The sequence below is a fragment of the Providencia manganoxydans genome, assembly GCF_016618195.1.
Classification (GTDB): domain Bacteria; phylum Pseudomonadota; class Gammaproteobacteria; order Enterobacterales; family Enterobacteriaceae; genus Providencia; species Providencia manganoxydans.
On the sequence record NZ_CP067099.1, the window covers coordinates 2757646 to 2780145 of the forward strand.

Here is a 22500-nt window from a genome sequence, read left to right on the forward strand (position 1 = left end):
TCAATAGCAAAGGAGGTACAATGACCTCCTTTTTATTATTTCTTCAATGATCATTTAGAACTTTTGCTATTGATCTCTTTTATCAAATACCAACAAAAATAAATTAATATCAGTATTCCGAACCCTAGTAATCCCCAAAGTATCCCAGTCACCCAATCAAAATAACCTTCAGCTGAAATATTTGAAGTAAGCTGTTCCTCGCCTCCTAACTCGATAATCTCATTTGAGGCTGATAATTCAGGATAACGATGCATCAATTGTTCAACTGTTAATGACTGCCCTAATAGCTCTTGGTAGCTTAGATTATCTAGGGTTGCTAGTTGGCTTCCCCAAGCTAATAAATAGGGTGATGCACCTTGCATATTAAAAACTAAATTAACAGCATCACGTTTCCCTTCAACATAAGGCGGCTTATCATCCCAACTTCCTTTCAATGCCGTGATCCGCAATTTTTTAACCATGAGGCCATTTACGGATACATCTGGATTGCGAACCTGCTTACCATCATTGATTTGGTTATAAGCAACTATATTAGACAGTGGCAACCAATTTTCGCCTGAATTCGCGGTGTACTCTATCTGTAATGGCAATACCCGATTAGTTTGTTGCAAATGTATCGCTATTGAGCTCAGTGGCTGTGCTGAAGGTAAACGATAAATAAGTTGATTTAACGACATACCTTCATTGTTAGTCGTAAAGTTACAAGTTTCTTGTCGCCTTGTTGAATGAAATACTTTTGCAGTTCCTTCGGCTGATTTTAAATCGGGTATATGTGCCTCTTTGTCTGCGACTGTAATCACCATTAAGTAAGGCGCCATTAGTGCTGGGTCATTTCCAGATAATAATTCTATCGTATTGCTACGAATTTCCCCTGCATGTGAATTTAAGCTCATTATTGGTTGATTAGTAGAAATGTTTATCCAACGCTGCTTGTCTTGGCTAGCGTAGATAAAAGACTTTGCCTGCCAATCTTGTTGACTACTATCCCAATCCAAAGACAAGGTTTGGATTGGCAAATTACGTTGCTGCTCACTTTTACGTGTTAATAAAAAGGCTTGATACTTAACATCTTGTCTATTCTGTAGCGATGGGATCTCAATACGGCTTACTTTACTAGGTACAACTTCAACCAATAAATATTGCCGTTCATTTAACGTTTCTTCTTTCGAGCTGACTTGGTCTGCTTTGATAATTAAAGGTTGTAAAGAAAACGGAATTTGAGAGGTTTCACTGCTTTCTTCTGAATCAAAAAAGAGTGCGGAAGGAACTTCCTGCCCCGTTCCATTGAATACCCTAACATCTTGTAGTGTTTTCGAATGCGCTGAATTCATATAGGCTTCAGAGGGTAATTCCACCCACGCGAAAGGAGTTTTCTCATTGTTCTCACTTAATTCAGAACCTTGATAAAAATCGTAAGGCGTTAAAGATTGGCTATTTTGCCCATATATAGTACTCGAAAATAATAACGAAGCCGCGAGGACACAAATCCTCGGCAACATCCCTTTATATTTAGTTAGCATCATCATCTACTCCATTGGCCCCTTTTTCTTGCCTGACTTTTGGTGGAAGTGGTGAAAAATAACCCACAACCAAAATAAGCACAGCAACGGCAATAAAGCTAATTGCTCTGGATAAACCATCTTGACCATAGATATCAACAAGAAATAATTTAGCGATAACACACGCAAAAATACCTGCACCAATTAGCCAACTAACTCTATTTTGCTTTAAAGCAGCAAAAGTCATAAAACCAAGTGCAACAAGTGACCAACTAATTGAAAGAACGGTTTGTACTAATCGAGAATCAAATAATGCATCGAAGGCCCAATTGATCTCAGAGAAATCAGCAACTGCACGGAGTATAATACCGTTAAACCATAAACCACTAAGGATCACCGCAGAAAAACCGAGCCCACGAATAACGAATAAATCAAATTCACTAATTCGTTTTAACTTTAATACAAGGCCACGACGCATCAATAATAGCGAAGCAATACTAAATAGCCCCGCTTCATCCAGAGGGTTAATGAGTGGGATATAATTCCAAAATGTCAATTTACCGTCTTCTAAATTAGCCATAAAAGACAACCAAATTAAAATCACAGTCACAGGTAAAAATGCATACCAATAAATCATCCCATTACGTTTCATTGGTGCCATTTTTTGATTTTGTAACCAATACAATACCAAGGTTGTTAATGTGATAGCCATGACGTAAATAAAATAGCCAAACTCATTCATACCCCAAGGTAAAATTGCTACAAACCAATTTACTTGTGTCGCAATAAAGGCCAATATCAACCAAAACGTTGCGCCGTGTAATATGCGCTGTAACCATACATTACGTGCTTTATGCGCATTCATCACAAACAATATAGAGCTACCCAACATAACAGGCCAAATCAACGAGCCTTCACCTCTCCCCATAGGATTTTCATCATTGATAAAATCTAAGGCAAGATAATAGTAACCAATTAACCAGATAAATGATTGGCACAGTAATAAAGCGATCCAGTCTGTTTTAATGGCTAACAAACGCCATAACCAAGCAGAAATAATCACTAATGCCATAATAATGAAACTTTCAGATTCCCCACTCCACGATAAAATATCGGTAATATTCGGTAACCAAAAATACCAAACGACTAAACCTAGTAGCAGAAAACCATAACTGAATAATTTAAAGTAAGCCGATAACTCACGATATAAATGGAGCAGTGCCCCTGCACAAAAACAAGCTACCAATAAAATCGGTACCATATAGGTGCTAGCTCTGCTCCATGAATATAGCGAGAAGCCACCCAGTAGCGTGACTGCGCTGATAATGATCAGCACCATGCCTACCGTAACTAATCTGTTATTACGCACTGAGAAGCCATACCACAGCAATAATAGCCCCTCAACTGACCAAATAATTGAGGTCCATTCGAAAGTTAGCGCTAATGGTATTGCTAAGGTGACAAAACCTGCGCCAATGACAATGTTACCTAATGCGAGGCGTTTCCCTGAACTACCGTATCGTTTGTGAATTTGAAAACCGGCAAGCAAATACAAAACGCCTAATAAAAGTGCCACAAAGGCTGGCACAAAGCCTATCTGCCAAGAAATTGCGTACTGTAATACCATCGTGATAAATGGTGGGAGGAATAGCAAAGTATAATCAACAACCATTTGTTTTTCGTGTGGATAACGTAATGCAAATAATTGAGTGAGTACATTAAAAACGATTAAATTAGCAATGAGAAAAATTTGGCTCGATACATAATATTCTAGGTGATACTCATTCCAGCCCCATAATATAGCGACCACATAGGTCATAAACATGCCAACTAAATTTAATGGGCGCCATGCCTGCCAAACACTGATAACCAAAATAGCAATTGATAATATCAAGTAGTATGAGAACAGCAGAATATGATTACCGCCACCGGTCGATAACAATACTGGCGCTAAATACCCACCTAGAGAAGCTAAGATGGCTAAGCTAATCGCCCGTTGTAATAGCGCAAGCACAATACTTGCTGCACATACCAAAATCATCGCAATGAGTGCCATGCTATAAGGCAACATGGTATAAAGTTTGAAGGCGGCAAATATCGTAATATAAAAGCAACCTATCGCGCCCCCCTGCAAAATCAGGGCAAATAATGATTTCTTATGTCTAAGATACCAACCTATGCCAAGTAAAACTAAACAACCTACTGCACTCATCAATAAACGTATTTGAGGGGAAAGAACGTTATTTTGGACACTAAACTTAAGCAAATAACCTATCCCAAAAAATAACAGTAAAATCCCTATTTTAGCTAACGGGTTGCCTTGCCAGATCCAATGGAAGAAATGACTAAAAATAGGCCAAGAGCCATCACTTTGCTCACGAATATTTTTATTTTCTTTTTGTGATGAAGCATCAAAACGATTAACATCAACAGCGTAAATTGGCGCATTTTTACTATCAAACCGATTGACATCGACCGTAGGCGCAGAGGCCGAACTTGCGGATTGTATTTTTTGTGGCTCCCCTTCCATCGACATACTCGCTGTTTTCGCTGTTGAAGTATCAGCATGCTTTGGTGATTCAATAGAGATATCTGTCGGTGATGCAGAACCTACCATTTGTTCTACTGATGATGGCGTGTGACTAGGAGGGGATCCCGTTGAATGATTCGACAAATGACTTGTGTGAAGTTTCAGTTCTTTTTCTAGAAATGCTATACGTTGATTTTGTTGTGAAAATTGTTGTTCCAAACGACTTGCACGACTTAGCGCAATAATGGAAAGAATTGGCGAAACAACCACCAAAACAACAACTATGAACCCTACCAGTATCAGGATATCCACAAATAGGTTTCCCTCATAATCAAACTCACAATATATACTCGTTATGCTTCAAGTAGCAGTACAATACGTTAAAAAAGAATGATCACACTCCTTGCCGCTTAGCTGTACTTCAGAATGACTTAGAGCGTAGAAAATTAACAAAAAAAGAGTAATCAAGTCGTAGTCTAGTGTAGATAGCATTCTACCCATTGCCAATGGGCTGTAATAAATTATTACAAATTAAAGCTGACCATTAATCATACACTGAAACAGCCCCCTCCAAAAGAGCCTTAACATAGGTTTATACCATAATTACACCAATTTGGCGTATAAATACTATAAATTACCCAATTGATATAGAAGGAATTATTTATATCTAATCGATTTTTTAACTTTGTTTATTGTTATAAATCGCCTAGTTGGATGATTTTATTTTTATCTAATAAAAAATTTTCCTTTTGACGTATATTTCTATTTATTTATGATATGTATATCTACGTGTATTTTATTAATTTGATGATTAATTAATAGTTCGAGAAATCATATCGATAAACGATGTTTTCTCGAAATAATTTTAGGTGTAACTGAAAGCATCGAGACTTTGTGCACAGTATAAATTACATGGTCGCTATTTTGGATTACTCAGTGAAATTTGAGTCATAACAAAATAATCAAAAAATGAGGAGTATTATGTTACTACATATTATAATGGCCGCCCTAGGACCCATTATTCTTGGTTTAGCTGTTGGGTGGCTCTCAGGGAAGTATGGTTTTATCAAACGCGAATATTCGCAAGCCTTTGCTGACTTTGTCGTTAAAATTGCCTTACCTTTTGCTTTATTTTTGGCTGCGGCACAAGCGCCACCTTCTGTATTGTTAAATATTGATTATTTATTGGCACTGGCTGTTGGTTTAATTGTTTCTTATATTATTGGCTTTGTTGGCGGTAAAGTCTTTTTCCGTCATAATAAAAAAGATGCTGCGATGCAAGCATTGTCGGTTTCTTTCCCTGATATGGCTTACTGTGGGCCACCTGTATTATTAGCCACTGTTGGTTCTTCTGGCTTAATTGCCATGGTTCTTGGTAACTTAATCTATACGATAATTATTATTCCATTCACCTTACTGATGATCAGTGGTAGGCAACAAAATAACGGTGTATTGAAATCAATTGGCAAAGCTATCGCCCAGCCATTAGTTTTCTTACCAATATTAGGTGCCCTATTAGCTATTTTTGGCGTCAAATTACCTGAGATTTTACAAAATTCAGTCAATGAGTTAGGTAAAACAGCCGGAGGCGTTGCACTCTTTTTCCTAGGGTTGTTACTTTCAGGTATCAAACTTACCGTTAATGCCGAAATCATTTTCAACGTTTTCATCAAAAACTTTGTACAGGCTGCCTTGATCCTAGGTGCAGGTATCGCACTAGGACTACAAGACGATATGTTAAAGGCAGCATTTATCATCGGTGTACTGCCTACAGCAACAGCTGTACCTGCTTTAGCTATCAGCAATAAAGCCTATACTGAAACTTCCGCTGGCACCGTGCTATTAAGTACGCTTGCTGCACTAATTTCGATTATAGGTGGAATAGCGATAGTTGAAATGTTGTAGTTCTCCTGTTAGCGGGTGGTCCCCACCGGCTAACTTTTATTCTTCTATTATTCTTCTATTTTTTCTCTCTGTTGTTTTATTTCCCATGTATTTGCCAGATAGATGGCAAAAAAAGTATCATATCTACTGTTTTTTGCATTCAGGAAATAAATAATGAAAATTAGCGATGAGTTAGCTTATGCAATCGCTTCAGTTACAGAAGTTGCTGCACTAGCAGCACATGAATGGGTTGGTAAACAGGATAAAAACGCCGCTGATAAGGCGGCAGTAGAAGCTATGCGTAATCGCCTTAATCAGATTGATTTTCATGGCAAAATAGTGATTGGTGAAGGTGAAATCGATGAAGCACCGATGCTATATATTGGCGAGCAAGTTGGTAATCTATCAGCGAAACATAAACTCGATATTGCAGTCGACCCTATCGATGGAACACGCATGGTTGCGTGTAATGAACATAATGCTATTACCGTTCTCGCAGCAGCGCCAACGGGAACACTATTACAAGCCCCAGATATGTACATGGAAAAATTAGTCGTAGGTTCAGCCGCTAAAGAGGCTGTTCATCTCGCTAATCCACTAGAAAAAAATCTCGAAAATCTTTCTGCCGCTCTCAATAAACCTATTTCAAGCTTATCGATTGCCGTCTTAGATAAGCCCCGTCATCAGCATATTATGCAAACACTACGTAATTTTGGCGCGAAGGTTATCCCAATCCCTGATGGCGATGTTTTAGCATCACTGTTAGCTATTTTACCAGAACACGCTATCGATATGATGTATGGTACTGGTGGAGCACCTGAGGGGATTATTAGTGCAACCATCGCTCGTGCATTAGGTGGTGATATGCAAGCACGTTTGGTCTCACGAACACAGGCAAAAGGCGATACGCCACAAAATAGGCTATTAGCTGAGCAAGAAGCTATTCGCTGTCAGCAAATGGGCGTAAATATTGGTGAGATCCTAACGTTAGACACCATGGTGAGTACGGATGATGTGATGTTTGCGGCGACTGCCATCACCCCAACCATCTTAATGGATGGGATATCATTAAATAGCCAAAGCCGTACTTCAAATACTTTATTGATTAATGGCCATAACCGCTCATTGAAAATAATTAATAACCGACATTTTAACTAATATCTTCATATTATCGAAACTGGTATTCATTAATTGATTGCCAGTTTTGTCAATTAACATCAATATTTCCACTCAATCAAATACTGTCAAATCACCACGGATATACTCTATTCTGTACTAATTTTGATGATTATTTTGTAAAGCTACCTCTATTATTGACACCATTCGCAATACTTTTCACCTTTCTATTTTGCTCTTCTTCTTCTAAGTTAATAGCAGGTATACTTTTTAACCGTTCATATTCTCATCTAATAATGGAGTATTTATGAAATTAAAACCTCTGATTGCCGCAATCATTACTTTATCTAGCGTGACTGCATTTGCAGCGACAACCCAAGCTAATTCAGCGACGGTTACGGGATCGGCTGTAGTGGCTAATGCTAATGCAGAAAAACCACTTAATGCTTATGAAAATATGATGATTGATAAAGTTTGGGTGACGACAGAAGCTCTGGATCAGGACAACAAAAAAGTCGACCCAGCCAATGAGCAAGTGGCTAACTTCTTTGGACTGGCAGAATATTATCCAAATGGTTCTTTTAAAATGACGACCCTTGATGGAAAACCCAAAATGCAAGGTGAATGGTCATTTAGTGATGATGGTAAAAGCCGTTCATTGACAGCCAAAGATGATAAAGGTGAAGTTCTATTTACACGTGTCGTCGAAAACGTCACTGTTTCACCTGATGAATACACTTACCGTATTTATCCAACACAAGACGATAAATCAAAATATGTTGATATCGTCCATAAAGTGAAAAAGTAATACGATTAAATCACAAAAAGGCCACTTCAATATCGTGGCCTTTTCTTATTCATGTGACCGGTCCTAAATAAAGTTGACACTTTTCCAATCTAAAATTGGAGAGTGTAATGAAACCAATAGGTAAACGAACTCAACGTGATTATTCTCTTGCCTTTAAACTGGCGGTTGTTGACCAAGTAGAAAAAGGCGAGCTCACCTATAAACAAGCTCAATATCGATATGGCATACAGGGGCGTTCAACTGTTTTGGTTTGGTTACGTAAGCATGGTAGATTAGATTGGTCGGAAGGTACGCCCAATACTCTTTATAAAGGTGCTGCTATGAACCAAACCTCGGAGCAACAAACACCTGAACAACGCATTAAAGCCCTTGAAAAAGAGCTTGAGGAGATGCAGCTCAAAGCTGATTTTTTTGAGGCGGTTGTCAAAGTGATGGATAGGGATTTTGGAGTTCGCCTCTCAAAAAAGCGCAAAGCCGAGTTATTAAGGAAAAAACGGTTGAAAAACTCACCGTAACCAAAGCTTGTCGTTTTATGAAAATCACTCGGCAAGCCTATTACAAACGTCAAGATACGTCTGATAAGCGGAAAAAATTAGATGCAATTATTGTTTGTGCTGTGAAATCTGAGCGAACAGTTCACCCTAGGCTTGGGGTGAGAAAATTACACTTTCTTTTGAAACAAAAACAATTAATTATTGGTCGTGACCGATTATTTTCTTTGTTGAGAGAACATCGCTTATTAGTGCCTAATAAGCGGTCATATCATCGAACAACATTGAGTCATCATCGATTTCATCGACATCCAAATTTAATTAAATCAGGGTTTATCCCTTCACAACCGGAGCAACTGTGGGTTGCTGATATTACGTATTTATCCACACACGAAGGAGATACTTATTTAAGTCTGATCACCGATGCTTATTCGCGAAAAATAGTGGGTTATCATCTTGATGACAATATGAAAACAAAAGCCGTCAAGAAATCATTTGTACAAGCATTAAAAAAACGAAGTTCAACCACGACCTTGATCCATCATTCAGATCGAGGCTTACAATACTGTTCGTCGGAATATCAGGAAATCCATAAAAAACATAATATTCAATGTTCTATGACGGATGGCTATGACTGTTATCAAAATGCATTAGCAGAGCGAGTCAATGGGATATTAAAAATGGAATATTTGTTAATAAAGCCGAGAAATTTAGAACAGGCTAGGAGGTTGGTTGAAGAATCAATACAGATTTATAATGAAAGGCGACCTCATTTATCATTAAACTATAAAACGCCCGATGAGGTTCATCGAGCATTTTATACCTGAAAAGTTGTCAACCTATATCAGGACTAGTCAATGACTACAGAATCAGTAGCGACTAATCACGCTCTAATGTCATACGATTCAGCATTGGTGCTGTTATTACCATCAAAATAGCGATAATCCCCGTCACGATACCAATTTTCAGGAAGACATCACTGTATACTGCTAATGAATCGACAGTGCTAGTTAGTTCTCCTTTTGGCACTGCTGCCATAGAAGCAACATATCCAGCGATAAATGCAGCAGCGGAGTTGGTTAGGAACCATGATCCCATAATAAAGCCCATCAAGCGCTGAGGAACGAGTTGTGCCACCATCGCTAAGCCTAAACCAGAAATCATAAGCTCACCAATACTTTGGAAACCATAACAGATAATCAACCAATTAACCGATACAATACCCGCTTCGTTGGCAAATTTTGCTCCTAAAGGTAGTACTAAGAACGCCGCAGAGCAAAGTAGCATACCGATAGCAAACTTATGTGGCATTGGTAAATGGTCACCCATTTTATTATAGATAGCAGCAAGGATTGGGCTACCAATCATAATCCACAATGGATTTAGAGCTTGGTATTGCGCTGGCTCAACGCTAAAACCGAATACTTCATGTTCAACGTTATGCAACGCAAAGAAGTTCAGTGATGTTGGCATCTGGCTATACAAAACAAAGAACACTATCGCTTCTAGCATCAAAATCAAAGCCACAATCATACGGCGACGTGCAATACCATCTAGCGCTAAAGTTTCTTTGATGAAGATAATAATGATACCTAGCGATATGATCCCTAACGCTGCACGAGCGATACCCATGTTATGTAATAACCATGTTGAAATCGCAATCAAGGCAACAACACCGACAATAGTGGCTAATAACTTAGAAATCACCATTGGTGCAAAGTCTGGCTTAGAGCCATGCTGTGATACCCACTTTTTACACATAAAAAAGTTAATCAGTGTGATCACGAGACCTACAACACTCAGTGAAAACGCAATATCCCAGCCATAGTGTTTTGCCAGCCAAGGAGTGGCCAACATAGAGAAGAAGGAACCAATGTTAACGGCCATATAGTACATGGTAAATGCGCCGTCTAAACGAGGATCGTCTTTGGCATAACACGTCGATAACAACGATGATGGATTAGCTTTAAATAGACCATTACCAACCGCTATTGTTGCCAGCCCCACATATACCATAGAAACATCATGATCTGAATAAGCGACAAAAGCATAACCAGCAATCAGTACTAATGTACCGAGAACAATAACACGTTTTGTACCTAGGATTTTATCGCCTAACCAGCCTCCAATAGCAACAAAACCATACACTAGCGCAGCAAAGGCAGAAAATAAGGTGATAGATTCTGTCTCTGACATGCCAAGCACTTGGCTAAGGTAAATTGGGAGGATCCCCTGAAGACCGTAATAACCAAAACGTTCCCAGAGCTCAATAGAAAAGATTAGATAGAACGAGCGAGGTTGCTTAAACGCGTTAAGACTGACTTCCTCTTTGTTGTTAGTTGTGGACACTAGTTACCTCTATGACAACCTGTACATAAATAAAAGCAAAATGGGGTACTGTCTATACCCTCAGCATTGTTATATTCTCAAAATTAACGTTTCGAAATTCGATTTTTAGGGCTAGTAATAGCTACTTTCCTGACTGAGTACGCCATCAATCCAGCCTTCAAAATTAACATCTGTGTGTGTAATCGATGTTAATGAACAACAAACATAAAATTCAATGAGTTAAAGCATATTTGATTATTTATTCAACATTTATAGGGATAAACACCGATAGAAATGCAAAAATCAATTGAGCAATATACGCTATTTATGCACCAAAGATAAAGATTTAGTTAGTACCAATTACCCCATGAATAGCTTAATATCGTGATTAATGTCACTTTTGCAGTTAATTTAACAGGCAATCCTTGCGCATTAACCAACCAATTGTAACTTCATTGTTAAGCATATTATGCTTATTTCAAGATATGACAACAAAATCCATTCATCCTTTTTGTCTATTTATAATACAGCTTGCCATTTAAGTTATTGTCCGAATCCGACAATCTCTTTTCTTAAATCACTACGTTAAGTTAAGTCATTATTCACCATATTAAATATCAACTACCGATATGATAATGGAGATAATTCATGAATAACTATTCTTGATATAACGCGAACAATCATTGTTTGGAAGATCTTAGAGGTTATCAGCGCAGTGATAAGAGCGTAGATGGGAGATGAATTGCGAGCGAATGATTTAATTTTAGATAAAAAAAGCCCAGTGGTTAACTGGGCATCATGCATGCTACTCAAAGAGCTTAGTGATTTCGATTGGAAATGACTATTTCATAGCTGCATTATCGTATTACTTTACGTAACGAAATGAATATTGAGGGTAAATATATGAATGCTCACGCAAGCAAAAGAATATACTTATATCTAAGAGTCTTTTCTTGCAAAAAAAGTTCATTTTTTCATGAAATTTTATTCGCATGTGACGAAATGGCACTTTTTACAAACTGTATTGACGCTTTCAACATTGCACTGAGTCATGCAGCAAGTTAACCTACCTTCAGATACGCTGATATAAGGAACTTCAGTGAAAAAAATACTGCTTTCATTATTACTGATTTTTAGTGCCATTACTCATAACGGTTATGCTGAGCCATCATCCCCGATTCAAGATAAGCAAATTTTGCTTAAACAGGCGCAAGATGGGCAAATGGAAGCACAATTTAACCTTGCAATGCTTTATCAATCAGAAAATAAACTAAGTGAAGCGGCTAAATGGTACCAACTATCCGCTGAGCAAGGATTCACTAAAGCACAAATTAACCTCGCTTTAATGTATCAACAAGGTAAAGGTGTCAGTAAAAATAATCAGCAAATGCTGTATTGGATGAAAAAAGCTGCTGATGCAGGTGATCCATTAGGCCAACTTAATATGGCTGAATACACATTGGCTGGAATCGATAAACTATTGCCGAAGAATAAACAACAGGCAGAAGAGTGGTTAGTAAAAGCCGCCGCTCAACGCTTTCAACCCGCAGAATTGATGTTAGCTTATTGGTATGAAAAAGGTATTGCCGCCACCGAAGACGCGCAAAAAGCCCAGCAAATATATCTCGCACTCGCTAAACAAAATCAGCCTCAAGCGCTTTATCTACTAGGCTATCAAGCGGCTACAGGTATGTATGATAAAGTTAATTATGCTCAGGCTTATCAATATTTTTCACGTTCTGCTCAGTTAGGTTTTTCACCCGCACAAAATAGTTTAGGCATGCTTTACCTACATGGCCAAGGCATTACTAAAGATGTGCCATCAGCGATCAAATGGCTCACTTTAGCTTCAGAACAAGGTGAAATTTCGGCTCAATTTAATCTTGCTTTGATTTATGCACGCGGCGATGGGGTCAAGGCCGATCAGGCGAAGGCTTGCCATTGGTTTATACGTGCGGCACAACATGGTAGCACTGACGCTCAGTATGCCAGTGGTGCATGTTATCAATATGGCATGGGGGTGACGCAAGATGATCGCAAAGCCTTGTATTGGTACAAGATTGCTGCTGCTCAAGGCAATGAACGGGCAGAGAAAAAAGTATTAATCTTAGAAAACAATCTTAAAAAATAGCGTTTATTGCCTACTGGTTGGATATCAGTAGGCAACGGTTTCTAACCATTTATTTATTGTTAGCGACACGGTAAATACGCTGCGGCCGCCCTACTTTACCGTATTCTATTTCCGCTTCAATTTTATGTTGTGCTAAGCAATATTCTAAGTAGCGACGAGCCGTTGTGCGACTTAGTTTAATTGTATCTGCAATCGTCTCCGCGGTATATTCCGCGTTAGGTTGTGCGAATAGCGAGAGTACTTTTTCCAAAGTCAAAGCATCAATACCGGTTGGCAACTCTTCTTTGGTTTCGCCTCGCGCATAGGTATTGAACATATCATCAATTTGGCTCTGACTGGTTTTGTTATTTGTTTGCAGCACGGATTTACGTTGAATATAGCGATCTAATGTTTGCCCCAAACGTTCATAGGCGATTGGCTTAACCAAATAATCAAATACACCTAAGCGAATGGCTTCAGATACCGTATCCATATCGCTGGCGGCTGTTGTAAATACAATATCAGCATTGTTTCTTTCTTGAATCAACTCATGTACCAAATCAATTCCTTTACCATCAGGTAAATAGTTATCAAGTAAGATCAGATCAGGCTTCATATATTCAATCATTTTTCTTGCTTGAGCGAGATCACCCGCCACCCAAACCTTATCGCAAGCAGGATAGGATTTAATATACTCACCGTGCATTTCTGCCAGTAGGAGTTCATCTTCCACAATGAGGATTTTTATCTTAATCATTTTGTATCTTCACTTTCGGAATAAAAATTGAGAATAGAGTACCATGTGGTTGATTATCTTCAATAATAATCACACCATTGCACCGTTTTACATACGAGGCAACAAGATATAGGCCGATCCCGTGTCCATCGACAGATTCTGTTTTCGTCGTCATCCCCCTTTCAAGCCATTTTTCTTTCATGTCAGAAGGGAAACCACACCCCTGATCCGCGATTTCAATCACAAACTCGGCACTCTCATCTGAAAGATACAGCTCTATTTGCTTATTACCGCGATTATTTTTCAGAGTAGCTTCAAACGCATTATCGAGAAGATTTCCCAAAATGGCACAAAATTCCGTACTCGTCAGCTGCTGTGGTAATGAATTCAATTGGCAGCCTGGTGTAAACTCCAATTGTAAACCTAACTCCCTCGCCCGATGATATTTACCAAACAGCAATCCTGCCACTTGTTTATCAAAAAATTGCTTACGCAGTGCATCAATTAATTGCTGTTGTGATTCTGATTCACCTTTGATCATCGCCAATGCTTGGTCATACTCTTTCATTTGTAAAAGACCACTTAGCGTTGACATCCAATTAAGGTGCTCATGGCGTAGTGAGCGCAAATTTTCAACATATTGGCGTACTTGTGTCAATTGTGCATTTAAAGACTCGATATCATTTTGGCTACGGAAGCTGATAACCGCCCCCATTAAATGGTTATCATCCTGTAAGGCAATACGGTTAGCAATTACATTTAACCCATTAAATACACAAATCACATCATGCTGTGTCACCGCAATATCATGAACAAAAAAGGTTGCTGGGGTAATTAATTCACTGACGGAACGACCAATTAAATGATTAGGGGGTTCACTCAATGCTAACATTTGGCGGGCGTTATGGTTGATATTAATGATGCGCCCAGTACAGTCAACCGCAATCACCCCTTCAAAAACCGCTTCAAAGATCCCCTTTTGTACGACGACCATTTGCGTAATTTGCTCTGGCTCTAAACCTAACATTTGCCGTTGGATCAAACGGGAAAATGCCCATGACAAAAAAAGTAAAATAACCAGCACACCAAAAAACGTTGCCCCTGTTTGGACAAATAGCTCGCTACGTGAGGTTTCAATGTTCTTGGTTAAATAGCCAATAGAAACCACACCAATGACAGTACCTTGTTCATCAAAGATAGGGGTTTTTGCGCGAACGGCATTACCGATAGAGCCTTCTCCACCAATAAAATAGCTTTCGCCACGCTCTAATGCCCCCGGCTTATTCCATTGCATCTTAAACCCAACTTTATCTTGATTGGGATGGTACAAACGCATTGAGTTTTCATCACCAATCACCACATAGTCGTAATCCGAATCTTGATTAAGTTTATCTGCAATCACTTTTAGCTTTTGAATATCACGAGTTTTAACTGACTGGACGATACTCTCTATTGATGCAATAAGCTTTGCTTGGCTCATGGCCAGTGAACGAATATTCGCCATTAAACGGTTTTCAGCTGTATCGGTGAAATACTTACCTAGGCCCAAAGTCAAAACGATAGAAACCAACAATAAAAGAAGAAAGACTCGAGCAGAAAAGGATATTGATTTGTGTTTTCGAAGCGGAAAATGCAAATATTCTTTTTTCATCAGATACCCTATTACCTACTGAAAAGTAAAAATTTTGTTACATGATAAAACACAGAATACACTGACCATACAGCCAATTGCATCACTAATAAAGTATTTATTAATGATTAAATACATTAAAACCAAGCAATAAACAACTTATTTAATAATTAAAAACATTAAAACCATTAAACAACTACAAACTCCTATTAGAAACATGAAATAGGTCAAAAATATTAATTAGATAATCTTTAATATTAATATTGAAAAAGATAATTAAATAAAAAACTAATGATTCATTTATTAAATTAATACTGAAATTTTTATTTAATTAACTTTAACATTAGTAACAACTTAAAAACATCTCTATATGAGGTGCAGGATACTAATATGTTCGAAAACATCACGTTTAACCATGTGAAACGTCATGAGAACAGGAAACTAGCTGAAATAGCTCAGTTTTTAAAAGAAAATGATTTAGATATTGATTCTAGTATTGACGTTTTTATTACTATTACTCGCAATGATAAATTAATTGCTTGTGGTGGTCTGGCTAAAAATGTCATTAAGTGTGTTGCTATTAGTGATAATGTTCGAGGTGAAGGTTTAGCCTTAAAACTCGCTACTGAGTTGGTCAATCTTGCTTACGAAAATAATACAACTCACTTATTTATTTATACTAAAACACAAAATGAAAGTTTATTTCAGCAATGTGGTTTTCACACACTCGCCACTGTACCCAATATCATGGTACTGATGGAAAATAGCTGTTGTTATTTAAAACGTTATATTAATAGCCTGAAAAAACAACGTCAAGAAGGTAAAAAAATTGGGGCAATCGTTATGAACGCCAACCCATTTACCCTTGGTCACCGTTATTTAATTGAAAAAGCAGCGAAAGAATGTGACTGGTTACATTTGTTTGTGGTTAAGGAAGACACCTCACGTTTCCCTTATAGCGTTCGATTGGAATTAATTGAGGCTGGAACTCAAGGGATTGAGAATTTAACCATACACAAAGGCTCCGAATATATTATCTCTCGGGCTACCTTCCCGTGCTATTTCATCAAAGATAAAGCCGTTGTCGATAATTGTTATACCGAGATCGACATTAAAATTTTCCGCCAATATATCGCTCCTGCTCTTGGTATCACCCACCGCTTTGTCGGTACAGAGCCATTTTGCAAAGTCACCAATCAATATAACGAAGATATGCGTTTTTGGCTGGAAACTCGCTCAGTTAGCTATCCACCGATTGAGCTCGTTGAATTTCCGCGAATGGTCTATGACGGTACGGCTGTTTCAGCCTCACAAGTTCGCAGATTACTCGCTAAAAAAGATCTGGCGGCGATCAAGCCGATTGTCCCCGAAGCAACCTATCTCTATTTAGAAAATATGTTAGCTTCCCGCCCTTCATCGGCTTCTCACCGCGTCGAAAATTCTGAATTAGTTACAGGTGAACTATGAAAATACTCCACGCAGCCGTTGCCGGCACACTTGAATCAAGTGATGTCATGGTACGAATAGAACCTTTAGAAGATACCGAAGAGGTGTCGATCCAAATTAGCAGTAGTGTTGAAAAACAATTTGGAGATGCCATTGAGCACGTCGTGCTTGAGTTAATCGAACAACACGATATTCAAGGCGCTCAAATTATTGTTGATGATAAGGGCGCTTTAGAGTGCGTACTTAGAGCTCGACTTGAAGCATTGCTAGCCAGAGCCTGTGATATCACAGCATTGCCTTGGGAGGACAAATAATGACGCCAGAAAGAAAAACACGCACGCGCAGAAGTATGCTGTTTGTTCCCGGCTCTAATGCGGCAATGCTCAGTAACTCGTTTATTTATAAAGCCGATGCACTAATGTTTGACCTCGAAGATTCGGTTACTTTACGCGAAAAAGATACTGCTCGTCGCTTAGTTTATCATGCGCTACAGCACCCTTTATACCGTGATATTGAAACCGTCGTACGCGTGAATGCGCTTGACTCAGCGTTCGGTGTTGCTGACCTCGAAGCTGTCGTGCGCGGTGGTGCTGATATTGTTCGTTTACCTAAAACCGATACAGCACAAGATGTTATCGATATCGAAAATGAAATTTTACGTATTGAAAAAAGCTGTGGCCGCGAACAAGGTAGCACGGGTTTACTGGCAGCCATAGAATCACCAATGGGTATTACACAAGCGGTAAATATCGCTCACTCATCACAACGACTTATTGGCATCGCTTTAGGTGCCGAGGACTATGTCCGCAATTTGCGCACCGAGCGGTCCCCAGACGGCGTAGAACTCCTCTATGCTCGGTGCGCCATTTTACAAGCTGCACGTTCTGCTGGTATTCAAGCCTTTGATACTGTCTATTCAGATGCAAATAATGAGGAAGGATTCTTAAAAGAAGCCGCCCATATTAAACAGCTTGGTTTTGATGGCAAATCTTTAATTAATCCTCGCCAAATCGAACTGCTTCATAACCTCTACGCCCCGACCCAAAAAGAAGTGGATCACGCACAACGCGTCGTTGATGCGGCAGATGCTGCTGCGCAAGAAGGCCGTGGTGTCGTCTCACTCAATGGGAAAATGGTGGATGGTCCAGTGATTGATAGGGCACGTCTCGTGCTGTCACGCGCTGCATTATCAGGTATTCGGGAAGAGTGAGGCATTGAAAATGACAAATACAACACAGCGTCAGGCGCGCGTATCAGCCTACCTAGATCCAATGACTGAGCAACCACTGCGTCAATTTAAAGATATTGGGAAAGTTCAGCAGCAAGTGCAGAAACCACGTAATCGCAAACTGTGTGAAGATCTGCAAGTTGCCATCCGCCGTTCAGGTCTAAAAGATGGCATGACAATTTCTTTCCATCACGCGTTTCGTGGCGGTGATTTAACCATTAATTTAGTCATGCAAGTGATTGCAGAAATGGGTTTTAGGAACCTTACCTTAGCCTCTAGTTCGCTCAGTGCTTGCCATTCACCACTCGTTGAACATATTCGTCATGGGGTAGTTTGTAAAATTTATACTTCCGGTCTTCGTGGGCCCTTGGCTGAAGCAATATCTCGTGGTGAATTAGCCGAACCAGTACAAATTCACTCACATGGCGGACGAGCTAATCTGATTCATAGCGGTGAACTGAAGATCGATGTCGCTTTCATTGGCGTGCCATCTTGTGATGAATATGGCAACGCGAATGGCTATACCGGCGAAGCCTGCTGTGGCTCGTTAGGTTATGCAAAAATTGATGCCGAAACAGCGCAAAAAGTGGTGATGTTGACCGAAGAGTTACTGCCTTATCCACATAATCCAGCCAGTATCAAACAAGATGAAGTGGATTATATTGTTAAAGTTCAACGTGTAGGCGATGCCGATAAAATTGGGGCTGATGCTACACGGATGACCTCTAACCCTAGAGAACTATTAATTGCCCGAACTGCCGCAGATGTGATTGAAAAATCAGGTTACTTCAAAGAAGGTTTTTCATTGCAAACAGGTACAGGTGGCGCTTCATTGGCAGTAACCCGCTTCTTAGAAGACAAAATGCGTCGTCACAATATTTGTGCAGGGTTTGCCCTCGGTGGCATCACCTCGACGATTGTTGATTTACATGAAAAAGGCTTTATTCGCAAACTGATTGATGTACAGAGTTTTGACCGTGCCGCCGCGATGTCATTAGCTCGCAATCCAAACCACATTGAAATTAGTGCCAATCAATACGCTTGTTTCGACTCAAAAGGTGCGTCTGTCGATATGCTTGATGTGGTGGTATTAAGTGCGCTGGAAATAGATACGCGCTTTAACGTTAACGTATTGACGGGTTCAGATGGCGTGATCCGTGGTGCATCGGGTGGCCACAGTGATACTGCCGTCGCGTCAAAACTATCCATCATTGTTGCACCGTTAGTTCGTGGTCGCATTCCTACCTTAGTGGATGAAGTGATCACTTGTGTTACCCCCGGTTCTAGCGTTGATATTTTAGTGACCGATCATGGCATTGCCGTCAACCCTGCACGTCCAGAATTAAAACAACAATTGGAAACTCAGGGGATCAAAACGGTCTCTATTGATTGGTTACGTGAACGTGCGGAACTGTTAACAGGTAAACCTAATCCGATTGAATTTACAGATAAAGTCGTTGCAGTTGTTCGCTATCGCGATGGCTCTGTCATTGATATCGTCCATCAGGTTAAGGAGTAACACGATGTTTTACCCACTGCCTGATACGATAGAGCAACCTGAAATTTCTTTACTTGAGCTGCTGAATAGCCGTGACAATCGTCAGACTCGACAACAGCAATGGATTGGTCTCCATCAAGTAACCCTGATTTCGTTTACTGTCGTTTTTCCTGGACCTGTCAAAGACAATCATCTTGTTAGGCAAGTCTTTAATCAGGGGTTAAATGCGCTTAAACAGGTTGCTCAATGCAGGCAGTGGGTACTTTTAGCACAACAATCTTTTGCATTTCCAACAGGCCCCGAATGCTTCGTTGCTGTTGATGCCGATGCAATCGCCGTTAAAACCGCCTTAATCGAAGCGGAAGAGTTATCGCCAGTTGGTCGTCTATGGGATTTTGATGTCTTTGATGCTAACGGGCAGCAATACTCGCGCAACACGCTCACTCTTTCACCACGGCGCTGTTTGATTTGTGATAAAGAAGCCAAAGTTTGTGCTCGTGAACGCATTCACCCACTGAATGAAATTATCAATAAAATCGAGGTGCTAGCCAATGCGTCTGTCGATAATTGAACATACATCACAACTGACACTGAATAACGTGCAGTATTACAGTCAACTGGCTTGGCAAGCTATGATGGCTGAGGTCAACTTAACCCCAAAACCAGGCTTAGTTGATAAATACAATACCGGCGCTCATAAAGATATGGCATTAACCGATTTCCATTTGAGCGCAAATGCCATCGCACAGCACTTCCCTGCTTTCTTACATGCAGGCGCACAATACAAAGAATTACCACTTCATCAGTTGCTAAAAATGATACGCCCAATTGGGATCGCCTGTGAACAATCGATGTTCCAAGCAACCAAAGGCGTGAATACACATAAAGGCTCAATTTTTTCATTAGGGTTGATACTCACGGCTATCGGGCGTTTACTGGCGCTCAATAAACCGGTTTCTGCCCCTGCCATTAGTGTGATTGTTTCACACATGTGCCAAGGTATTACCGCTGAGTTAAAGCAGGTTAGTGTTCACCCAACCGCGGGGCAGAAGTTATATCAAATGTTTGGCTTAACGGGAGCCCGAGGTGAAGCAGAAAGTGGTTATCAATTAGTGATCAACCTTTCTCTTCCTTACTATTTAAAACAACTCATTGAAGGTAAACCTCAAGAACTCGCATTATTACAAACATTACTGTTATTAATGGCAAACAATGATGATACCAATGTTGCCAATCGCGGTGGTTTGCAAGGTTTATCATGGCTAAAAAAACAAGCTCAAGATTTACTTAATCATGGAGGATTAACTAAATTAGCCGATTTAAGCAAAATTCAGCAATTTGATAAGGCATGTATTATTAATAATCTGAGCCCTGGAGGCAGCGCAGACTTATTAATTCTGACGTGGTTTTTAGCACGCTTACCTTATTCAACCGGAAACTTAATATCATCTATTAATAATAATTAAGTATTAACTCACACAGGAAAATTTAATTATCCAAACATCTTTATTACGTTAACGAATTTATAACCTATTAAGAATAAAAATATTAACTAATTAAACATATTCAAGAAACAGTTATATAAAAAATACGTTAATTAACAAATTCACAATATTAAAGTTCATTCAATTTAATATTAATTAAATTTAGTATTAATTAAGGAAATGGCCTATGCAAAAAGATAAAATATGGAAGCTATTACTTCTAATAGCCATCCCCATAATCATCTCGCTTATACCCACACCAGAGGGATTACCCCATATTGCTTGGTTGCTATTTGGTTTGTATTTATCAGCCATTATCGGGTTAGTTTTAAAACCCTATTCTGAGCCAGTAATATTACTTGCCACTATTGCCGCCAGTGCTGCCGTTATTGGTATCACGGAGACAAAAGATGTCAAAGTGGGTGAAGTGTTAAATGGTTATGCTTCAGGTACCACGTGGTTGGTTTTCGCTGCGTTTACACTCAGTGCTGCTTTTGTCATAACAGGACTAGGTAAACGACTCTCTTATATTTTGATTGGAAAACTCGGCGGCACAACATTAGGACTCGGTTATGTCACCGCAATTCTTGACCTGATCATCGCGCCTGCAACCCCTTCAAACACAGCTCGCGCAGGGGGAATTGTCTTTCCGATTATTAACAGTGTTGCTGTGGCGCTTGGCTCCGATCCTGAAAAAAGCCCACGCAAAGCAGGGCATTATCTGTTAGTAAACGTGTACATGGTGACAAAAACCACCAGCTATATGTTCTTAACCGCGATGGCACCCAATGCATTAGCCTTAGCCATGATGACCGACATTATGGGGATCCATTTAAGTTGGGGCGGATGGGCACTAGCCGCCGCCGTTCCTGGCTTAATTATGTTGGTTTTAACACCACTGATTATCTACAAACTTTATCCACCTGAATTAAAGAAAGTGAATAATAAAGAGATTGCGGCTAAAGGATTAGAAGATTTAGGCCCAATGACAGTAAGAGAGAAGTTACTGGCTATTATCTTTGTATTAGCTTTAGCAGGATGGATTTTTGCCGGGCAAATTGGTGTCACTGCCTCTACCGTTGCAATATGTGTTATGGCTTTAACATTAATTCTAGGCGTAGTAACTTGGGATGATGTGCTAAAAAATAAAGGTGGATGGAATACCTTGATTTGGTACGGCGGTATCATCGGTATGTCTGGCGTACTCACAAAAGCAGGTTTCTTTAAATGGTTAGCTGATGTCATGGGGCAACACCTCTCCTTTGGTGATCAAACCATGTTAGCTTTCTTCGTCATTATGTTTATTAGTGTGGCAATACGTTACTTATTTGCTTCCGGTGGCGCTTATGTCGCCGCAATGGTACCTGTTTTTGCAACTGTTGGTATGGTCGCTGGTGCACCACCAATGTTATTAGCACTGGGCTTACTATTTTCCAACGCATACGGCGGCAGCTTAACCCATTACGGAGGCGCGGCAGCTCCTATCGTTTTTGGTGCTGGCTACAACGATATACGTTCATGGTGGATCATAGGTGGTATTGTCGCATTCTTAAGTTTATTGGTTCATATGACGATTGGTTTAGGCTGGTGGGAAATATTAATCAGTTCAGGCTTAATTTAAAAAATAATTAAAACGAAATAAGGGATCCAATTAATGATTGGATTCCTTTCATTGCAAATTAATTAATGAGCAATACTTTAATAGGAAAGCA

The 22500-nt window shown here is 39.5% G+C and carries 17 protein-coding genes; 12 read left to right on the forward strand and 5 right to left on the reverse strand.

The window, feature by feature from the left end:
- Positions 1 to 50 precede the first annotated feature (50 nt).
- Together JI723_RS12415 and JI723_RS12420 are read right to left on the reverse strand one after the other, a co-directional pair.
- Positions 51 to 1523 carry a DUF3999 family protein gene (locus JI723_RS12415; protein ID WP_337979405.1) on the reverse strand — a complete coding sequence of 491 codons (1473 nt, stop codon included), beginning with the start codon at positions 1521 to 1523 and terminating at the stop codon, positions 51 to 53.
- Positions 1510 to 4341, reverse strand: coding sequence for a DUF2339 domain-containing protein (locus JI723_RS12420; RefSeq protein ID WP_319068531.1), 2832 nt, complete (start codon positions 4339 to 4341; stop codon positions 1510 to 1512). The genes JI723_RS12415 and JI723_RS12420 overlap by 14 nt, the downstream gene beginning before the upstream one ends.
- 669 nt (positions 4342 to 5010) lie before the next feature.
- On the opposite strand from JI723_RS12420, the gene JI723_RS12425 reads away from it, so the two are divergent.
- The 4 genes from JI723_RS12425 to JI723_RS12440 all read left to right on the forward strand — a co-directional run bounded on the left by JI723_RS12425 (position 5011) and on the right by JI723_RS12440 (position 9155).
- A complete protein-coding gene (locus JI723_RS12425; RefSeq protein WP_272579629.1) occupies positions 5011 to 5934 on the forward strand; it encodes an AEC family transporter in 924 nt (307 codons plus the stop codon).
- 153 nt (positions 5935 to 6087) lie between these two features.
- Entirely contained in the window at positions 6088 to 7071 is a 984-nt protein-coding gene (glpX, locus tag JI723_RS12430; RefSeq protein WP_272579628.1) for a class II fructose-bisphosphatase, read from the forward strand.
- A 265-nt stretch (positions 7072 to 7336) separates the two neighbouring features.
- Entirely contained in the window at positions 7337 to 7837 is a 501-nt protein-coding gene (locus tag JI723_RS12435; protein ID WP_070926201.1) for a DUF4822 domain-containing protein, read from the forward strand.
- A 107-nt stretch (positions 7838 to 7944) separates the two neighbouring features.
- Positions 7945 to 9155 (forward strand): IS3 family transposase gene (locus JI723_RS12440; RefSeq protein ID WP_319069321.1). Its coding sequence is split into 2 segments (ribosomal slippage): positions 7945 to 8293 and positions 8293 to 9155, totalling 1212 coding nucleotides; the frame shifts between segments, so codons are not numbered across the junction.
- 52 nt (positions 9156 to 9207) lie between these two features.
- On the opposite strand, the gene dtpA is transcribed toward JI723_RS12440, so the two are convergent.
- Entirely contained in the window at positions 9208 to 10677 is a 1470-nt protein-coding gene (gene dtpA, locus JI723_RS12445; RefSeq protein WP_337979406.1) for a dipeptide/tripeptide permease DtpA, read from the reverse strand.
- Positions 10678 to 11755: 1078 nt separating this feature from the next.
- Between dtpA and JI723_RS12450 the strand changes: the two genes are divergently transcribed.
- Positions 11756 to 12787, forward strand: a complete 1032-nt coding sequence (locus tag JI723_RS12450; RefSeq protein ID WP_337979407.1) for a tetratricopeptide repeat protein — start codon at positions 11756 to 11758, stop codon at positions 12785 to 12787.
- Positions 12788 to 12836: 49 nt separating this feature from the next.
- Here JI723_RS12450 and dpiA read toward each other — a convergent pair whose 3' ends face one another.
- Positions 12837 to 13523: a two-component response regulator DpiA gene (dpiA, locus tag JI723_RS12455; protein ID WP_070926196.1), complete on the reverse strand. Its 687-nt coding sequence runs from the start codon at positions 13521 to 13523 to the stop codon at positions 12837 to 12839.
- Positions 13516 to 15153: a sensor histidine kinase DpiB gene (gene dpiB, locus JI723_RS12460; RefSeq protein ID WP_140182364.1), complete on the reverse strand. Its 1638-nt coding sequence runs from the start codon at positions 15151 to 15153 to the stop codon at positions 13516 to 13518. Before dpiB ends, dpiA begins: the two co-directional genes overlap by 8 nt.
- A gap of 369 nt (positions 15154 to 15522) precedes the next feature.
- Between dpiB and citC the strand changes: the two genes are divergently transcribed.
- From citC to JI723_RS12495, 7 genes are all read left to right on the forward strand, one after another.
- Entirely contained in the window at positions 15523 to 16599 is a 1077-nt protein-coding gene (citC, locus tag JI723_RS12465; protein WP_070926194.1) for a [citrate (pro-3S)-lyase] ligase, read from the forward strand.
- Complete coding sequence (gene citD, locus JI723_RS12470; protein WP_272579624.1) at positions 16596 to 16892, forward strand: citrate lyase acyl carrier protein; 297 nt, start codon at positions 16596 to 16598, stop codon at positions 16890 to 16892. Before citC ends, citD begins: the two co-directional genes overlap by 4 nt.
- Positions 16892 to 17788, forward strand: a complete 897-nt coding sequence (gene citE / locus JI723_RS12475; protein ID WP_070926190.1) for a citrate (pro-3S)-lyase subunit beta — start codon at positions 16892 to 16894, stop codon at positions 17786 to 17788. Before citD ends, citE begins: the two co-directional genes overlap by 1 nt.
- Before the next feature lie 61 nt (positions 17789 to 17849).
- Positions 17850 to 19325, forward strand: a complete 1476-nt coding sequence (gene citF, locus JI723_RS12480; protein ID WP_404826956.1) for a citrate lyase subunit alpha — start codon at positions 17850 to 17852, stop codon at positions 19323 to 19325.
- Between the two features lie 4 nt (positions 19326 to 19329).
- Positions 19330 to 19875: a citrate lyase holo-[acyl-carrier protein] synthase gene (citX, locus tag JI723_RS12485; protein WP_070926186.1), complete on the forward strand. Its 546-nt coding sequence runs from the start codon at positions 19330 to 19332 to the stop codon at positions 19873 to 19875.
- On the forward strand, positions 19856 to 20770 hold the full coding sequence (gene citG, locus JI723_RS12490) for a triphosphoribosyl-dephospho-CoA synthase CitG (RefSeq protein ID WP_272579623.1): 915 nt from the start codon (positions 19856 to 19858) through the stop codon (positions 20768 to 20770). Before citX ends, citG begins: the two co-directional genes overlap by 20 nt.
- A 205-nt stretch (positions 20771 to 20975) precedes the next feature.
- Positions 20976 to 22409 carry an anion permease gene (locus JI723_RS12495; RefSeq protein ID WP_337979408.1) on the forward strand — a complete coding sequence of 478 codons (1434 nt, stop codon included), beginning with the start codon at positions 20976 to 20978 and terminating at the stop codon, positions 22407 to 22409.
- Positions 22410 to 22500: the final 91 nt, after the last annotated feature.